The sequence below is a fragment of the Streptomyces sp. CS113 genome, from assembly GCF_002188365.1.
Taxonomy (GTDB): Bacteria; Actinomycetota; Actinomycetes; order Streptomycetales; family Streptomycetaceae; genus Streptomyces; species Streptomyces tendae.
The window spans coordinates 7346954-7360656 of the sequence record NZ_KZ195574.1; the positions used below are offsets into that span (position 1 = coordinate 7346954).

Here is a 13703-nt window from a genome sequence, read left to right on the forward strand (position 1 = left end):
CCCCGCACCCACCGCGCGGGCTGCTTGACCGGGGCCGTGCGGACCCGGCCCCGGTCAGGGACCGTGTGTGGCGACGAAGGCGTCCGCGTCCCAGCTGCCGTCCAGCGGGAAGCCGCTCCCCAGCCAGCCGGGTGCCGCCGCACGGAAGGCGGCCGGGGCGAGGGCCCCCGCTCCGGCGGGTACGGCACCGAGGAGGGAGGCGCCGGACACGTCGGGGAGGTCCGCGAGGTTGCAGCGGGCGGCAAGGTCCGGGGCCTCGGGCCAGCTGCCGATCACCAGACCCGGCAGCTCCAGCCCCCGGGAACGCAGCTCGCGCGCGGTCAGCTCCGTGGTGTTCAGGGTGCCCAGCCCCGGCGACGTCACCACCAGCACCGGTGCGCCCAGCAGACCGGCGACGTCCGCCAGCGTCCCCCCGGCCGCGTCGAAGCGTACGAGCAGCCCGCCGGCGCCCTCGACCAGCACCAGGTCGTGGTCGGTGGCCAGCTTGGCCGCCGCCTCCGCCACCTCGCCGGGGCGCACCGGTGCCCGCCCGGCCCGGCGCGCGGCCGTCCCGGGCGCCAACGGCTCGGGGAACCTGGCCACTTCGGCGACGGTCACCGCACCCGCGAGCCGCGCCACTTCCTCGGCGTCCCCGGCCTCGTCCGGACCCACGCCCGTCTGCGCGGCCTTCAGCACCGCCACCGACCGGCCGCCCGCCAGGGCCGTGGCGGCGACGGCGGCGGTCACCACCGTCTTGCCGACCTCCGTGCCCGTGCCCGTGATCACCAGTACCGGCATGTCATCCCTCCCGTGCCGCCGCACACACCGCGCGGGCGATGCGTGCGACGTCCGCGTCGCCCGTGACGTACGGCGGCATGGTGTAGACCAGGTCGCGGAACGGGCGCAGCCACACGCCCTCGCGCACCGCCGCCCGGGTGGCCGCCCGCATGTCGACGGCGTGGTCGAGCTGCACCACCCCGATCGCGCCGAGCACCCGCACCTCGCGCACGCCCGGCAGCTCGGCGGCGGGCGCGAGTCCCTCGCCGAGGCCCGTCCCGATCCGCTCGACCTCGGCGAGCCAGTCCTGGCCGAGCAGCAGTCCGATCGACGCGCACGCCACGGCCGCGGCCAGCGGATTGCCCATGAACGTCGGCCCGTGGGCCAGCACCGGCACCTCGCCCCGGGAGATGCCGTCGGCCACCCGCGACGTGCACAGTGTGGCCGCCATCGTCAGGTAGCCGCCGGTCAGCGCCTTGCCCACGCACATCACGTCCGGCGTCACCGCCGCGTGCTCCGCCGCGAACAACGCGCCCGTACGACCGAACCCGGTCGCGATCTCGTCGAACACCAGCAGTACGTCGTGCGCGTCGCACGCCTCCCGCAGTACCCGCAGATACGCGGGGGAGTGGAAGCGCATGCCGCCCGCGCCCTGTACCACCGGCTCGACGATCACCGCGGCCAGTTCGTCGGCGTGCCGCTCGACCATCGACCGCAGGTGGTCGGCGTACGCCTCCTCGTACTCCGCCGGCGGCGCGTCGGCGAACACCTGGCGCGGCAGGACGCCGGACCACAGTTCGTGCATCCCGCCCTCGGGGTCGCACACCGACATGGGCTGCCAGGTGTCACCGTGGTAGCCGCCGCGCCAGGTGAGCAGGCGCTGCTTGCCGGGGCGGCCGAGCGAACGCCAGTACTGCAAACACATCTTTACGGCGACCTCGACCGACACCGAACCGGAGTCGGCCAGGAACACGTGCTCCAGGCCCTCGGGTGATATGTCGACAAGGAGCTTCGCCAGCCGTACGGCGGGCTCGTGGGTGAGCCCGCCGAACATCACGTGGCTCATCCGCTCCAACTGTCCGCGCGCGGCCTCGTTCAGCACCGGGTGGTTGTAGCCGTGGATCGCCGACCACCAGGACGACATCCCGTCGACCAGTTCCCCGGAGCCGTCGGCCGGCCGCAGCCGGACCCCGCTCGCCGACTCCACGACCAGCGGGTCCTGCCGGCCGGGCATCGGGCCGTACGGGTGCCAGACGTGGCGCCGGTCCAGCTCCAGCAGCTCGGCGACGTCCCACGCGGGCTCAGGCATTGGGCGCGAGGTCCGTCCCGGCGCCGCGGCGGCGCACCGCCACCAGGTCCGTGCGGGGCTCCTCGGCGGGGCGCGGCGCCGTGGACGCGGGGGCGCACACTCCACCACCGGCGTGCGCCCCGCACCCCGCGTCGCCGTCGGCGCCCGCGTGCGAGCCGCAGCCGCCGCCACCGTCGTGCGAGCCGCAGCCCCCGCCCCGCACCGAGGCGCGGTGCTCCGGCAGGGTGACCTCCCCGGCACCCTCCACCTCGAAGCCGGCGTCCGCGATCATCTCCAGGTCGGTGTGGCCCGCCTGGCCCTCGCTGGTGAGGTAGTCGCCGAGGAAGATCGAGTTGGCCAGGTGCAGGGCGAGCGGCTGCATCGTGCGCAGGTGCACCTCGCGCCCGCCGGCGATGCGCACCTCGACGTCCGGGCAGACGAACCGCGTCATCGCCAGGATGCGCAGGCAGCGCTGCGGAGTGAGGTGCCACTCCTTGGCCAGCGGCGTGCCCTCCATCGGAATCAGGAAGTTGACCGGCACCGAGTCCGGGTCCAGCTCGCGCAGCGAGAAGACCACGTCGACCAGGTCCTCGTCGCTCTCGCCCATGCCCGCGATGAGGCCCGAGCAGGCGGACAGCCCGGCGGCGTGCGCCTTGTTCACCGTGTCCACCCGGTCGGCGTACGTGTGCGTGGTCGTGATGTCGCCGTACGTCGACTCGGAGGTGTTGAGGTTGTGGTTGTAGGCGTCGGCCCCGGCCTCGCGCAGCCGCTCCGCCTGGCCGTCGGAGAGCAGCCCGAGGCAGGCGCACACCTCGACCGACTCGTCCTGCTCCTTGATGGCCCTGATGGTGTCCGAGACCCGGTCCACGTCCCGGTCGGTCGGGCCCCGTCCGCTCGCCACCAGGCACACGCGCTTGGCGCCGCCCGACACCCCCGCCGCGGCGGCGGCCTTGGCCTGGTCGGGCTTGAGCCAGGTGTACTTGAGGATCTCCGCCTTGGAGCCCAGCCGCTGCGAGCAGTAGGAGCAGTCCTCGGGGCACAGGCCCGACTTGAGGTTGACGAGGTAGTTGAGTTTCACCCGTCGGCCGAACCAGTGGCGGCGCACCTTTCCGGCCGCGGCCACCACGTCGAGCACGTCGTCGTCGGAAGTGGCGAGGACGGCGAGCGCCTCCTCGCGGGTCGGCGACTCGCGCCGAAGCCCCTTGTCCACCAGCGTGTTCAGCAGGTCCATGAGAGCCGATCCTGTCCTAAGGGGCCATCCGCGGCCAAGGAGACTTTGCACAACACTGACAGATCGACGTGTGGGTATTGCCACACCTCGCGGGGGTGGCCGGACCGCTAATGTCTGTTCATTGCCTACAAAACACCGGAGGGCCGCCCCATGGCGTTCGGCTGGATCGAGGAGCAGGACCGGGCGCGCCGCGAGGCCGGACTCGTACGGGTACTGCGCCCCCGCCCGGCGGCGTCCACGCTGCTGGACCTGGCGAGCAACGACTACCTGGGTCTTGCCCGGCACCCGGAGGTCGTCGAGGGGGCGGCCGCGGCCGCGCGGACCTGGGGCGGCGGCGCCACCGGCTCGCGGCTGGTGACCGGCACGACCGCGCTGCACGCCGAACTCGAGCGCGAACTGGCCGAATTCTGCGGGTTCGAGGCCGCGCTCGTCTTCTCCTCCGGCTACGCGGCCAACCTCGCCGCCGTCACCGCGCTGGCACCGCACGGCAGCCTCGTCGTCTCCGACGCGGGCAACCACGCCTCACTGATCGACGGTTGCCGGCTCGCCCGCGGCACCACCCAGGTCGTCGGCCACGCCGACCCGGAGGCCGTGCGCAAGGCGCTGGCGACGCACGACGGACCCGCCGTGGCCGTCTCCGACACGGTCTTCTCCGTCGACGGCGACGCCGCGCCCCTGCCCGCGCTCGCCGACGCGTGCCGGGCGCACGGGGCCGGACTGGTCCTCGACGACGCCCACGGTCTCGGCGTCCTCGGCGACGGCGGCCGGGGCGCCCCGCAGGGAGCGGGCCTCGCGGGCCGCGACGACGTCGTCGTGACCGTCACCCTCTCCAAGTCGCTCGGCGCCCAGGGCGGCGCGGTGCTGGGCCCCGCCCGGGTGATCGCTCACCTGGTCAACGCGGCCCGCACGTTCATCTTCGACACCGGACTGGCCCCGGCCGCGGCCGGTGCCGCCCTGGCGGCGCTCCGACTGCTCGGCCGCGAGCCGGAGCGGGCCGCGCGGGCCCGCGCCGTCGCCGCCGAACTGCACGCGCGCCTGACCGCCGCGGGTCTGGACGCGGTACGTCCGGACGCCGCGGTCGTCTCGGTGCGCTCGCCCTCCCCGGAGGAGGCCGTACGGTGGGCGGCCGACTGCCGTACGGCCGGCCTGTCCGTGGGCTGCTTCCGCCCTCCTTCGGTGCCCGACGGCATCTCACGGCTCAGGCTGACCGCCCGTGGGGACCTCTCCGGGGAACAGATCGAGCGTGCTGTGCGGGTGATCGGCGACACGCGGCCATGAGTCGGCGGGACACGGCCGTGCGTCGTCCGGGGTGCGGCGGATCAGCCGCGGCTGACTCCTGCGGTGAACGCCGTCCAGCTCTCGGGGGAGAGGAGCAGGGCGGGTCCGGCCGGGTTCTTGGAGTCGCGCACGGCGAGCAGTCCGGCCCAGCGGCCGGCCGGCGGACGGGCCGTCTCCACACAGTTGTTCGCCCCGGTGCTGTAGCTGCTGCGCAGCCACCGCACACCGGTCATATCGGTGCTGACAGGGATGTTCCGGGGACGTTCGGACAGGGAGCCTGACATGGTGCCTCCTTACGCGCCTGCCGCTGTCGCGGCGATGAAGTCCAACGAGTCCTCGGGCGAAAGGGCATGGATCAGAAGGGCGTTGAAGGCCTCGGTGTAGGCCTCTAGGTCTTCTTTCCGTTCGAGGTGCAGGCTACTCGTCAAGTGGTCGAGAACAACCACATCCAGATCAGAAGTGCTCGAAAAAGAGAAGATAACGAAAGGGCCGGTGACACCGATGTGCGCCCCGGCGGAAAACGGCAGGACCTGGAGGCGGACATGGGGAAGCCGCGCGGCCTCCACCAGCCGCGCCAGTTGACGGGCCATCACTCCGGGCCCGCCCACCTCCCGGCGCAGCACCGCCTCGTCCAGGACCGCGCTCAGCTTCAGGGGCGGCTCGCCGCGCAGCACGTCCTGCCGGGCCAGCCGGACCTCCACCAGCGTGTCCAGCCGTTCCGCGGGCATGCCGTCCACCGCGGCCCGCGTCACCGCGCGGGCGTACTCCGGCGTCTGGAGCAGACCGGGGACCACCGTGGTCTCCAGCGTGCGCATCGCGCTGGCCTGCGACTCCAGACTGATGAAGTCGCGGTAGGTCGGTGGCAGCACCCCGCGGTACGCGTGCCACCAGTGGTTGCGCCCCGCCGCGTCCTCGGAGCGCGCCAGAGTCACCAGCAGCCCCCGCAGCTGCTCGTCGTCCACTCCGTAGGCGTCCAGCAGTAACCGCACGTCGGACGGTTTCGCCCCGCTCGTCCCCGTCTCGATCCGGCTGATCTTCGACTGGTGCCAGCCCACGAGCCGGGCCGCCTCGCCGCTGGTGATGCCCGCCGACGTGCGCAGGGCGCGCAGTTCCGCGCCCAGCTTCCGGCGGCGCACCACGGGACCGTGCTGCATGGGACAACTCCCTTACTCCTTATGAGTCGCCCAAATACGCTCTGCCGTCGCAGAGTTCACCGCTTCGAGCGACAGATATATGCATATCTTGGTGGATCGCCGCCCTTCACGGGTCGGTTGGTGGCAGTCTGGCGGCGAAGCACCAGTCCGGGACCGTACTCGAACCATCCGCTCCGTGTCGGGCCTGCGGTCCCGTGAGAAAGGGACGACGTCGCCATGGCAGACCATCTGGAAGCATCCGTCACTCTGCCGAGCGATCCCGCCTCGGTGGCCGCCGCGCGGACCTACGTGGTCGGCACCCTGGCGGAGTGGGGGCTGCCGGGCGACGCGGATCTGTCCGAGACCGTGCGGCTCATCGTCTCCGAACTGGCGACCAACGCGGTCCAGCACACGTTCGGGCAGTCGCCCACCTTCACGGTGGACCTCGTCCTCGACCGCGAGGAACGGCTGCGCCTCGGCGTCACCGACAGCCATCCGCGCTTCCCCAAGCGGCTGCCCGCCGCCGTCCAGCAGGACAACGGGCGGGGCATGGTGATCATCCGCTGGCTGACCGCCGAGTGCGGCGGCAGGCTGAGGGTCCGGCCCACGCGCGAGGGCGGCAAGACCGTCTCCATCGAACTGCCCTGGACGCCCCCGGGCGGGCCGGGCGCACCCGCGGGGGTGACGGCGGGGCAGACCGCCGTCACCCCCGCGGACGGGCTACTTGACCCGGCCGTACCAGACGCTTGACGTCCAGATCTTCTGCAGCCGCACCACGTCCCCGGTCTTCGGGGCGTGCCAGAGTCTGCCCTTCCCGGCGTAGATGCCGACGTGGTAGACGCTGCGGCCGGAGTGGAAGAACACGAGATCGCCGGCCTTGCGCTTCTTGGCGGAGACATGGCGGGTCTTGTTGTACTGCTGGGCCGCGGTGCGCGGCAGTTTCTTGCCGGCCTTCTTGAACGAGTACAGCGTCAGGCCGGAACAGTCGAACCGGTGCGGACCGGTGGCGCCCCAGCGGTACGGGGCGCCCTGCTTGGAGGCCGCGATCTTGAGGGCTTTCGTCGCATGGCTCGCCGCGGCCGCCTCGGAGGCGACACCGGGAACCACGACGGAGCCGCCCACGGCGGCGAGGGTGAGGGCCGAGGCCGTACCGGCACGAGCCATCAGGGACGGGACGCGATTGAGCGCGGACATGCGCAACCCTTCGTCAGCCGCCTGTGAAGGATGACCTGTCGGATTCGGGCTGGCGAAGTTGCCCGGCCGCACGAGTGCGGCTTCACCCCAAGGACCGCTCGGTCCGGTGCCTCCCGCGGAGGCGGCCGGGCCGGCGACCCGTCGTGCTCGGGTCCTCCACTCCTGCCGATCCACTTCCGTCGCGACCGGTCGTCCGGACGGCGGCAGGACTCGGCGTCCGCCCGGACCGCCCCGCCGCTGCGGCGGGGGCTTGTCGTCAGTCACGGATCTTGTCCCGCCCCAAGGGGAATTCCCAACGGAACGTGCCCTTTGTGTTGTTACATCCCACTCGTCCGTTCGGGTCGCCGCCTCGTGTTCGAGGCGGCGTCGAGCGCGGTGACGACCCCTGGACCAGCGGCGGAGCGGCGCATCGCACCCGCCGGGCGCGCGGCGCCGCAACTTCGACCGGTCGCGAATCGGAGGTGTCCCTACGCCGAAAGGGGGTACGCCGTTTGGTCCGTTTCGACTCCGGCTCGCTCAGCTCCCGGCGCGCGGCGGAAGACCGACCCGTGCGGTCCGCCGCTCACCGTCCAGCACCCGCAGCGCCCGGGCCAGGGTGGCGGCGTGCACCTCCGTCTCGCCGCGCCGGTGCATCAGCGCCAGCGCGTCACGCAGCGCCGTCGCCTTGCCCACCAGCGCCTGGGCGGCCCGCAGGCCGCCGTAGGTGTCGCCCTCGCGCCCCGGGTTGATGCGCCCGAGCAGGTCGACGACGTCCAGATAGCGGTCGATGACCTCGGCCTCGGCACGGGTCAGGGCGGGCAGCGGGGGCAACTCGGGTGGCAGCACGGGCGGATCACCTCGCGCCGGGCGAGGCGGGCGGGGTCCTGCGCCCCGGCACGATCCGGTCCACCAGCCCGTACTCCAGGGCCTGTCGTGCGTCCAGGACCAGGTCCCGCTCGATGTCCGCGTGCACCTGCTCGTGCGAGCGGCCGGTGTGCCGTACCAGGATCTCCTCCAGGCTGGTGCGGGCCCGGAGCAGTGCGTCGGCGTGGACGGCCAGGTCGCTCGCCCGGCCCTCCAGCGGTTCGGTGAGCGCCGGCTGGTGGAGCACCACCCGGGCGCCCGGCAGTACGGCGCGCTTGCCCGGGGTGCCCGCCGCCAGCAGCACCGCGGCGGACGAACCGGCCTGCCCGAGGCAGGTCGTCGCCACGTCGCAGGCCACGTAGCGCATCGTGTCGTAGATCGCCGTCATGGCGATGAAGGAGCCGCCGGGCGAGTTGACGTAGAGCTCGATGTCCCGGTCCGGTGCCTGGTGCTCCAGGTACATGAACTGGGCCGCCACATCGTTGGCCGAGGTCTCGTCGATCGGTGTCCCGAGGAAGACGATGCGCTCCTGGAGCAGCTTGGAGTAGGGGTCCGTCGTCCGGGCCCCGGCGCTCGTGCGTTCGGTGAACTCGGGCAGGACGTGGCGGGCGGACGGTCGGGTCATGGCGAACCCCTCCTCGTGGCGGAACCGTACTCGGCGACGCTCTCTGTAAAAAATGTACAGGACGTACGCTTGCCGGGAGTGGATTCGGGCGGAACCGTAAGCTGGGGTCATGGCCTACGAGATTCCGGTGACGCAAGCCAGGGCCGAGCTGGCCGACCTGATCAACCGGGTGGTGTACGGCGGCGAGCGCGTCGTCGTGACCCGGCACGGCAAGCCCCTCGTCGCCCTCGTCTCCGCCGCCGACCTCGAACGACTGGAGGAGACCCGGGAGGCCCCGGACGGCCAGGTGGTCACCTCGGTCGCCGCGGTGCACGACGCGGCCGCCGCGACACCGCGGGGGGCCCACCGCTTCGGCATCGCCGCGGAGCACCGGGGGCCGGACCCGTCGTAGCGCGGGCACGCGGGAAGACACCGACGGCATCGGTAATCAATCGGTCAAAACCGGGTGACGTGGCCGTAACACTCTAGCCCTAGTCTGCACCCCGATCCACCTGCGGTTTTCCGGAACCGGCGGGTGCGTTCGGGCGGCTGCATGTGTGTTACATCTAGAGCCGTCGCGGTGGCCGCGGCTGCCGGACCGTCCGGTCCTGGCGTGATGCCCTGTGAGGTGGTAAATGCAACTGACCCCGCACGAGCAGGAGAGACTGCTCATCCATGTGGCCGCGGACGTGGCTCAGAAGCGCCGCGCCCGAGGCGTCAGGCTCAATCATCCCGAGGTCGTCGCGCTGATCACCGCGCACATCCTCGAAGGCGCCCGGGACGGGCGCAGCGTCGGCGAACTCATGGCCTCCGGACGCAAGCTGATCCAGCGCGACGAGGTCATGGAGGGCATCCCCGAGATGATCCACGACGTGCAGGTCGAAGCCACCTTCCCCGACGGCACCAAGCTGGTCACCGTCCACGAACCGATCATCTGACGGGGCGGCAGTCGTGATCCCCGGAGAGATCCTGTTCGCCGACGAGCCGGTCGCCTTCAACGAAGGCCGCGAAGTCACCCGCCTGACCGTCCTCAACACCGCCGACCGGCCCGTCCAGGTCGGCTCCCACTACCACTTCGCCGAGGCCAACCCCGGTCTCGAGTTCGACCGCGCCGCGGCGCACGGCAGGCGGCTGGACATCGCCGCCGGCACCGCCGTCCGGTTCGAGCCCGGCATCCCCGTCGACGTGCGGCTGATCCCCCTCGCGGGCGCCCGTGTCGTCGTCGGTCTGCGCGGCGCGACCGGAGGTGCCCTCGATGCCTGAACTGTCCCGCACCGCCTACGCCGACCTGTTCGGCCCGACCACCGGCGACCGCGTCCGCCTCGCCGACACCGACCTCCTCGTCGAGATCGAGGAGGACCGCTCCGGCGGCCCCGGCCGCTCCGGCGACGAAGCCGTCTTCGGCGGCGGCAAGGTGCTGCGCGAGTCCATGGGGCAGTCGCGCACCACCCGTGCCGAAGGCGCACCGGACACCGTGATCACCGGCGCCCTGATCATCGACCACTGGGGTGTCGTCAAGGCCGACATCGGCATCCGCGACGGGCGGATCACCGGCATCGGCAAGGCCGGCAACCCCGACACCATGGACGGTGTCCACCCCGACCTGGTCATCGGCCCCGAGACGGAGATCGTCGCGGGCAACGGGAAGATCGTCACCGCGGGCGGCATCGACACCCACGTCCACTTCATCGCGCCCGACGCCGTCCACGAAGCGCTGGCGTCCGGCATCACCACCCTCATCGGCGGCGGCACCGGCCCGGCCGAGGGCAGCAAGGCGACCACCGTCACGCCCGGCGCCTGGCACCTCGCGCGGATGTTCGCCGCCCTGGAGTCGAGCCCCGTCAACATCGGCTTCCTCGGCAAGGGCAGCACCATGTCGAAGGAGTCCATGCGCGACCAACTGCGGGCCGGCGTCCTCGGCTTCAAGATCCACGAGGACTGGGGGGCGACCCCCGCCGTCATCTCCGCCTGCCTGGACGTGTGCGAGGAGTCCGGCGTCCAGCTCGCCGTGCACTCCGACACCCTCAACGAGGCCGGCTTCGTCGGCGACACCTTCGACGCGGTCGCGGGCCGCACCCTGCACGCCTTCCACGTGGAGGGCGCCGGCGGCGGCCACGCACCTGACATGATCACGGCGGTGTCGCTGCCCAACATGCTGCCGGCGTCCACCAACCCGACCCGGCCGCACACCGTCAACACCGTCGAGGAACACCTCGACATGCTGATGGTCTGCCACCACCTCAACCCCGCCGTCCCCGAGGACCTGGCCTTCGCCGAGTCCCGGATCCGGCCCAGCACCATCGCGGCCGAGGACATCCTGCACGACATGGGCGCGATCTCCATCATGTCCTCGGACGCCCAGGCCATGGGCCGCATCGGCGAGGTGATCCTGCGGACCTGGCAGACCGCGCACGTGATGAAGCGGCGGCGCGGCCTGCTGCCCGGCGACACCCGCGCCGACAACCTGCGCGTCCGCCGCTATGTCGCCAAGTACACCATCAACCCCGCCGTCGCCCAGGGCATCGAGCACGAGGTCGGGTCCGTCGAGACCGGCAAGCTCGCCGACCTGGTGCTCTGGGACCCCCGCTTCTTCGGGGTGAAGCCGCAGCTCGTCATCAAGGGCGGCCAGATCGCGTACGCGCAGGTGGGCGACGCGAACGCCTCCATCCCCACGCCGCAACCCGTCCTGCCGCGCCCGATGTTCGGTGCCCTGGGGACCGCCCCCGCCGCCAACTCGGTCAACTTCGTGTCCGAGCAGGCGGTCGAGGACGGGCTGGCGCAGCGGCTCGGGCTGGGCCGGGAGTTCGTGCCCATCCGGTCCACGCGCGGCCGTACCAAGGCCGACATGCGCCAGAACGACGCGCTGCCCCGGGTGGAGGTGGCCGCGGACTCCTTCGCGGTGACCATCGACGGCGAACTCGTCGAACCCGCCCCCGTCGCCGAACTGCCGCTGGCCCAGCGGTACTTCCTCTTCTGAGCGCCGGCATGACCCGCGCCGCACTGCTCGTCCTCGCGGACGGCCGCTTTCCCGCCGGAGGGCACGCCCACTCCGGCGGGGCGGAGGCCGCCGTCCGGGCGGGACGCATCACGGATGCCGCGAGCCTGGAGGCGTTCTGCCGGGGGCGGCTGCACACCAGCGGGGTCGTCGCGGCGTGCGTCGCGGCGGCCGCCGCCCTCGGTGCCGACCCGGGGGAACTCGACCGGGCCGCCGACGCCCGCACCCCGTCGCCCGCCCTGCGGGTGGCGGCGCGCAGGCTGGGACGGCAGCTGATGCGAGCCGCCCGGGCGACCTGGCCGAGCACCGAACTGGACGCCCTGGCCTCGCTGTTCCCCAAGGGCGCCCATCAGCCCGTCGTACTGGGACTGGCCGCGCGTGCGGCCGGCCTCGGGCCGCTCGACGCGGCGTACTGCTCGCTCTACGAGGGGGTGAGCGGACCCGCGACGGCGGTGGTGCGGCTGCTCGGTCTCGATCCGTTCGACGCGACGGGGGTGCTGGCGCGGCTCGCGGACGAGATGGACCGGGTGGCTCAGGAGGCCGTGGAGACGGGCGAGCGCGTCGTGTCCGACGGGGCCGACGCGCTGCCCGCGCGGTCCGCGCCGCTGCTGGAGATCGGGGCCGAGGCGCATGCCGCTTGGGCTGTGCGGTTGTTCGCCTCCTAGGTGGGGATTCGCCCCCGCCGCCCCTTCCCGATCCCGACCCCAGAGCTCTGCCCCTTCTGCCCCGCCAGGGGGCTGTGCCCCCTGGACCCCCCTTCGGCCTGAACGGCCTCGTCCTCAAACGCCGGACGGGCTGGTATGGCCGATCCCGACTTTGACAGGAACTGTTCATGCATCTCGACCATCACCTCGAATCCTCCGCCGCCGTTTCCGCCGATGCCCGGCGGCCCGACGGGAGTCGGCGTGCGCTGCGGATCGGGCTCGGCGGGCCCGTCGGGTCCGGGAAGACCGCCACCGTCGCCGCGTTGTGCCGGGCGCTGCGGGAGGAGTTGTCCCTCGCCGTGGTGACCAACGACATCTACACCCGGGAGGACGCCGAGTTCCTGCTCCGGGAGGCCGTGCTGCCGCCCGAGCGGATCACCGCGGTGGAGACCGGCGCCTGCCCGCACACCGCGATCCGGGACGACATCTCCGCCAACCTGGAGGCCGTCGAGGACCTGGAGGACGAGGTCGGTCCGCTCGACCTGGTCCTGGTGGAGTCCGGTGGGGACAACCTCACCGCCACCTTCTCCCGGGGACTCGTCGACGCGCAGGTGTTCGTGATCGACGTGGCGGGCGGCGACGACATCCCGCGCAAGGGCGGACCCGGCGTCGCCACCGCCGACCTGCTGATCGTCAACAAGACCGACCTCGCGCCGTACGTCGGCTCCGACCTCGCGCGCATGGCCGCCGACGCCAAGGCGGCGCGCGGCGAACTGCCCGTCGTCCTCCAGTCGCTCAGGAGCGAGGGCGGGGTCGGGGAGGTCGCCGACTGGGTGCGGGAGCGGATCGCCGCGTGGACCGCGTGACCACCGCTGCCGGCGGCGTCCGGGCGAACGCCCGCATACTCGCCCGCGGCGACGGGCGCGGCGGCACCGTCCTGCCGGTGCTGGAGGGCGAGGGACCGCTCGCCGTGCGGCGCACCCGGGGGAGCGGTGCCGAGGCCCGGGTCATGCTGGTCGGCGCGATGAGCGGGCCGCTCGGCGGCGACCACTTCACGGTGGCGGCCCACGCGGCGGACGGTGCCCGCCTGAGCGTCGGCTCGGCCGCCGCCACCCTCGCGCTGCCGGGGCAGGACAAGACCGGCGCCCGCTACGACGTCCGGCTCACCGTCGACGACGATGCCGAACTGAGCTGGCTGCCGGAGCAGTTGATCTCCGCCGCAGGCAGCGACCTGCACGTCACCACCACCGTCGACCTCGCCGCCGGGGCGCGGCTGCTGCTGCGCGAGGAGCAGGTGCTCGGGCGGGCCGGGGAGGAACCCGGACGCCTCACCAGCCGTCTGACCGTACGGATCGACGGACGGTGCGTCCTCGACCAGGAGCTGGCGTGCGGGCCCGGCGCGCCGGGCGGCTGGGACGGGCCCGCCGGGCTGGCGGGACACCGCGCGGTCGGCCAGCTGGTCGTCGTACGGCCCGGGTTCGTCAGCGAGCCACCGGCGGCGCGCCCGTTCGAGGAGGGCGCGGCCGTCCTGCCGCTCGCCGGACCGGCCGCGCTCGTGACCGCCGTCGCGCCGGACGCGCTGCGGCTGCGGCGGCTGCTGGACGGGGCGCTGGCCTCGCTGGACTGAGGGTTCCCTGGGCGTTCCGGCGGGCGGGTCCGCCGATCGAACGCTTTTCTCCGTTTATCGGATTGGCAAAGAAGTAGCACCAGCTCTGTTCTCAGCAATCCCACAGCCGC

General features: G+C 72.8%; 17 protein-coding genes and 1 riboswitch. Of the genes, 9 read left to right on the forward strand and 8 right to left on the reverse strand.

Features of this window, described 5'->3' with window-relative positions:
• Positions 1–54 precede the first annotated feature (54 nt).
• The 3 genes from bioD to bioB are packed head-to-tail and all read right to left on the reverse strand — an operon-like array spanning position 55 to position 3275.
• Positions 55–777, reverse strand: coding sequence for a dethiobiotin synthase (bioD, locus tag B9W62_RS33135; protein WP_087810602.1), 723 nt, complete (start codon positions 775–777; stop codon positions 55–57).
• 1 nt (position 778) lies between these two features.
• Positions 779–2065 (reverse strand): adenosylmethionine--8-amino-7-oxononanoate transaminase, encoded by a 1287-nt coding sequence (locus B9W62_RS33140; RefSeq protein WP_087810603.1) that lies wholly within the window; start codon positions 2063–2065, stop codon positions 779–781.
• The gene (gene bioB, locus B9W62_RS33145; RefSeq protein WP_087810604.1) at positions 2058–3275 is read right to left on the reverse strand and encodes a biotin synthase BioB; all 1218 of its coding nucleotides are present in this window, start codon (positions 3273–3275) and stop codon (positions 2058–2060) included. The genes B9W62_RS33140 and bioB overlap by 8 nt, the downstream gene beginning before the upstream one ends.
• 150 nt (positions 3276–3425) lie before the next feature.
• Here bioB and B9W62_RS33150 point away from each other — a divergent pair, with 150 nt between their 5' ends.
• Positions 3426–4553, forward strand: coding sequence for an 8-amino-7-oxononanoate synthase (locus B9W62_RS33150; RefSeq protein ID WP_087810605.1), 1128 nt, complete (start codon positions 3426–3428; stop codon positions 4551–4553).
• A 41-nt stretch (positions 4554–4594) separates the two neighbouring features.
• Here the strand turns inward: B9W62_RS33150 and B9W62_RS33155 are convergent, their stop codons facing one another.
• Together B9W62_RS33155 and B9W62_RS33160 are read right to left on the reverse strand one after the other, a co-directional pair.
• The gene (locus B9W62_RS33155) at positions 4595–4837 is read right to left on the reverse strand and encodes a DUF397 domain-containing protein (RefSeq protein ID WP_087810606.1); all 243 of its coding nucleotides are present in this window, start codon (positions 4835–4837) and stop codon (positions 4595–4597) included.
• Between the two features lie 9 nt (positions 4838–4846).
• Positions 4847–5707 carry a helix-turn-helix domain-containing protein gene (locus B9W62_RS33160; protein ID WP_087810607.1) on the reverse strand — a complete coding sequence of 287 codons (861 nt, stop codon included), beginning with the start codon at positions 5705–5707 and terminating at the stop codon, positions 4847–4849.
• A gap of 216 nt (positions 5708–5923) precedes the next feature.
• On the opposite strand from B9W62_RS33160, the gene B9W62_RS33165 reads away from it, so the two are divergent.
• Positions 5924–6436 carry an ATP-binding protein gene (locus B9W62_RS33165; protein WP_087810608.1) on the forward strand — a complete coding sequence of 171 codons (513 nt, stop codon included), beginning with the start codon at positions 5924–5926 and terminating at the stop codon, positions 6434–6436.
• On the opposite strand, the gene B9W62_RS33170 is transcribed toward B9W62_RS33165, so the two are convergent.
• The 3 genes from B9W62_RS33170 to B9W62_RS33180 form a co-directional block, all read right to left on the reverse strand.
• Positions 6407–6880, reverse strand: a complete 474-nt coding sequence (locus B9W62_RS33170; protein ID WP_087810609.1) for a C40 family peptidase — start codon at positions 6878–6880, stop codon at positions 6407–6409. The two genes, B9W62_RS33165 and B9W62_RS33170, sit on opposite strands and share 30 nt — an antisense overlap.
• 3 nt (positions 6881–6883) lie before the next feature.
• Positions 6884–7026, reverse strand: a riboswitch (cyclic di-AMP (ydaO/yuaA leader).
• Positions 7027–7396: 370 nt separating this feature from the next.
• Complete coding sequence (locus B9W62_RS33175) at positions 7397–7705, reverse strand: hypothetical protein (RefSeq protein ID WP_087810610.1); 309 nt, start codon at positions 7703–7705, stop codon at positions 7397–7399.
• Positions 7706–7712: 7 nt separating this feature from the next.
• Positions 7713–8348, reverse strand: a complete 636-nt coding sequence (locus B9W62_RS33180) for an ATP-dependent Clp protease proteolytic subunit (protein ID WP_087810611.1) — start codon at positions 8346–8348, stop codon at positions 7713–7715.
• Between the two features lie 109 nt (positions 8349–8457).
• On the opposite strand from B9W62_RS33180, the gene B9W62_RS33185 reads away from it, so the two are divergent.
• From B9W62_RS33185 to B9W62_RS33220, 7 genes are all read left to right on the forward strand, one after another.
• A complete protein-coding gene (locus B9W62_RS33185; protein ID WP_087810612.1) occupies positions 8458–8739 on the forward strand; it encodes a type II toxin-antitoxin system Phd/YefM family antitoxin in 282 nt (93 codons plus the stop codon).
• A 223-nt stretch (positions 8740–8962) separates the two neighbouring features.
• The gene (locus B9W62_RS33190; RefSeq protein WP_087810613.1) at positions 8963–9265 is read left to right on the forward strand and encodes an urease subunit gamma; all 303 of its coding nucleotides are present in this window, start codon (positions 8963–8965) and stop codon (positions 9263–9265) included.
• 13 nt (positions 9266–9278) lie between these two features.
• Positions 9279–9590, forward strand: coding sequence for an urease subunit beta (locus B9W62_RS33195; protein ID WP_087810614.1), 312 nt, complete (start codon positions 9279–9281; stop codon positions 9588–9590).
• Positions 9583–11304, forward strand: a complete 1722-nt coding sequence (locus B9W62_RS33200; RefSeq protein ID WP_087810615.1) for an urease subunit alpha — start codon at positions 9583–9585, stop codon at positions 11302–11304. The genes B9W62_RS33195 and B9W62_RS33200 overlap by 8 nt, the downstream gene beginning before the upstream one ends.
• An 8-nt stretch (positions 11305–11312) precedes the next feature.
• Positions 11313–11987: an urease accessory protein UreF gene (locus tag B9W62_RS33205; RefSeq protein ID WP_087810616.1), complete on the forward strand. Its 675-nt coding sequence runs from the start codon at positions 11313–11315 to the stop codon at positions 11985–11987.
• Between the two features lie 167 nt (positions 11988–12154).
• Positions 12155–12832 (forward strand): urease accessory protein UreG, encoded by a 678-nt coding sequence (gene ureG, locus B9W62_RS33215; protein ID WP_087810618.1) that lies wholly within the window; start codon positions 12155–12157, stop codon positions 12830–12832.
• Complete coding sequence (locus B9W62_RS33220; protein ID WP_087812204.1) at positions 12829–13593, forward strand: urease accessory protein UreD; 765 nt, start codon at positions 12829–12831, stop codon at positions 13591–13593. Before ureG ends, B9W62_RS33220 begins: the two co-directional genes overlap by 4 nt.
• The last annotated feature ends 110 nt before the right edge of the window (positions 13594–13703 follow it).

Bases quoted from the DNA above. Each gene is read 5' to 3' on its own strand.
- B9W62_RS33170 (WP_087810609.1), bottom strand. From the start codon at position 6,880: ATGTCCGCGCTCAATCGCGTCCCGTCCCTGATGGCTCGTGCCGGTACG.
- B9W62_RS33205 (WP_087810616.1), top strand. From the start codon at position 11,313: ATGACCCGCGCCGCACTGCTCGTCCTCGCGGACGGCCGCTTTCCCGCC.
- B9W62_RS33190 (WP_087810613.1), top strand. From the start codon at position 8,963: ATGCAACTGACCCCGCACGAGCAGGAGAGACTGCTCATCCATGTGGCC.
- bioB (WP_087810604.1), bottom strand. From the start codon at position 3,275: ATGGACCTGCTGAACACGCTGGTGGACAAGGGGCTTCGGCGCGAGTCG.
- B9W62_RS33200 (WP_087810615.1), top strand. From the start codon at position 9,583: ATGCCTGAACTGTCCCGCACCGCCTACGCCGACCTGTTCGGCCCGACC.
- B9W62_RS33180 (WP_087810611.1), bottom strand. From the start codon at position 8,348: ATGACCCGACCGTCCGCCCGCCACGTCCTGCCCGAGTTCACCGAACGC.
- B9W62_RS33155 (WP_087810606.1), bottom strand. From the start codon at position 4,837: ATGTCAGGCTCCCTGTCCGAACGTCCCCGGAACATCCCTGTCAGCACC.
- B9W62_RS33150 (WP_087810605.1), top strand. From the start codon at position 3,426: ATGGCGTTCGGCTGGATCGAGGAGCAGGACCGGGCGCGCCGCGAGGCC.
- B9W62_RS33165 (WP_087810608.1), top strand. From the start codon at position 5,924: ATGGCAGACCATCTGGAAGCATCCGTCACTCTGCCGAGCGATCCCGCC.
- B9W62_RS33140 (WP_087810603.1), bottom strand. From the start codon at position 2,065: ATGCCTGAGCCCGCGTGGGACGTCGCCGAGCTGCTGGAGCTGGACCGG.
- B9W62_RS33185 (WP_087810612.1), top strand. From the start codon at position 8,458: ATGGCCTACGAGATTCCGGTGACGCAAGCCAGGGCCGAGCTGGCCGAC.
- bioD (WP_087810602.1), bottom strand. From the start codon at position 777: ATGCCGGTACTGGTGATCACGGGCACGGGCACGGAGGTCGGCAAGACG.
- ureG (WP_087810618.1), top strand. From the start codon at position 12,155: ATGCATCTCGACCATCACCTCGAATCCTCCGCCGCCGTTTCCGCCGAT.
- B9W62_RS33160 (WP_087810607.1), bottom strand. From the start codon at position 5,707: ATGCAGCACGGTCCCGTGGTGCGCCGCCGGAAGCTGGGCGCGGAACTG.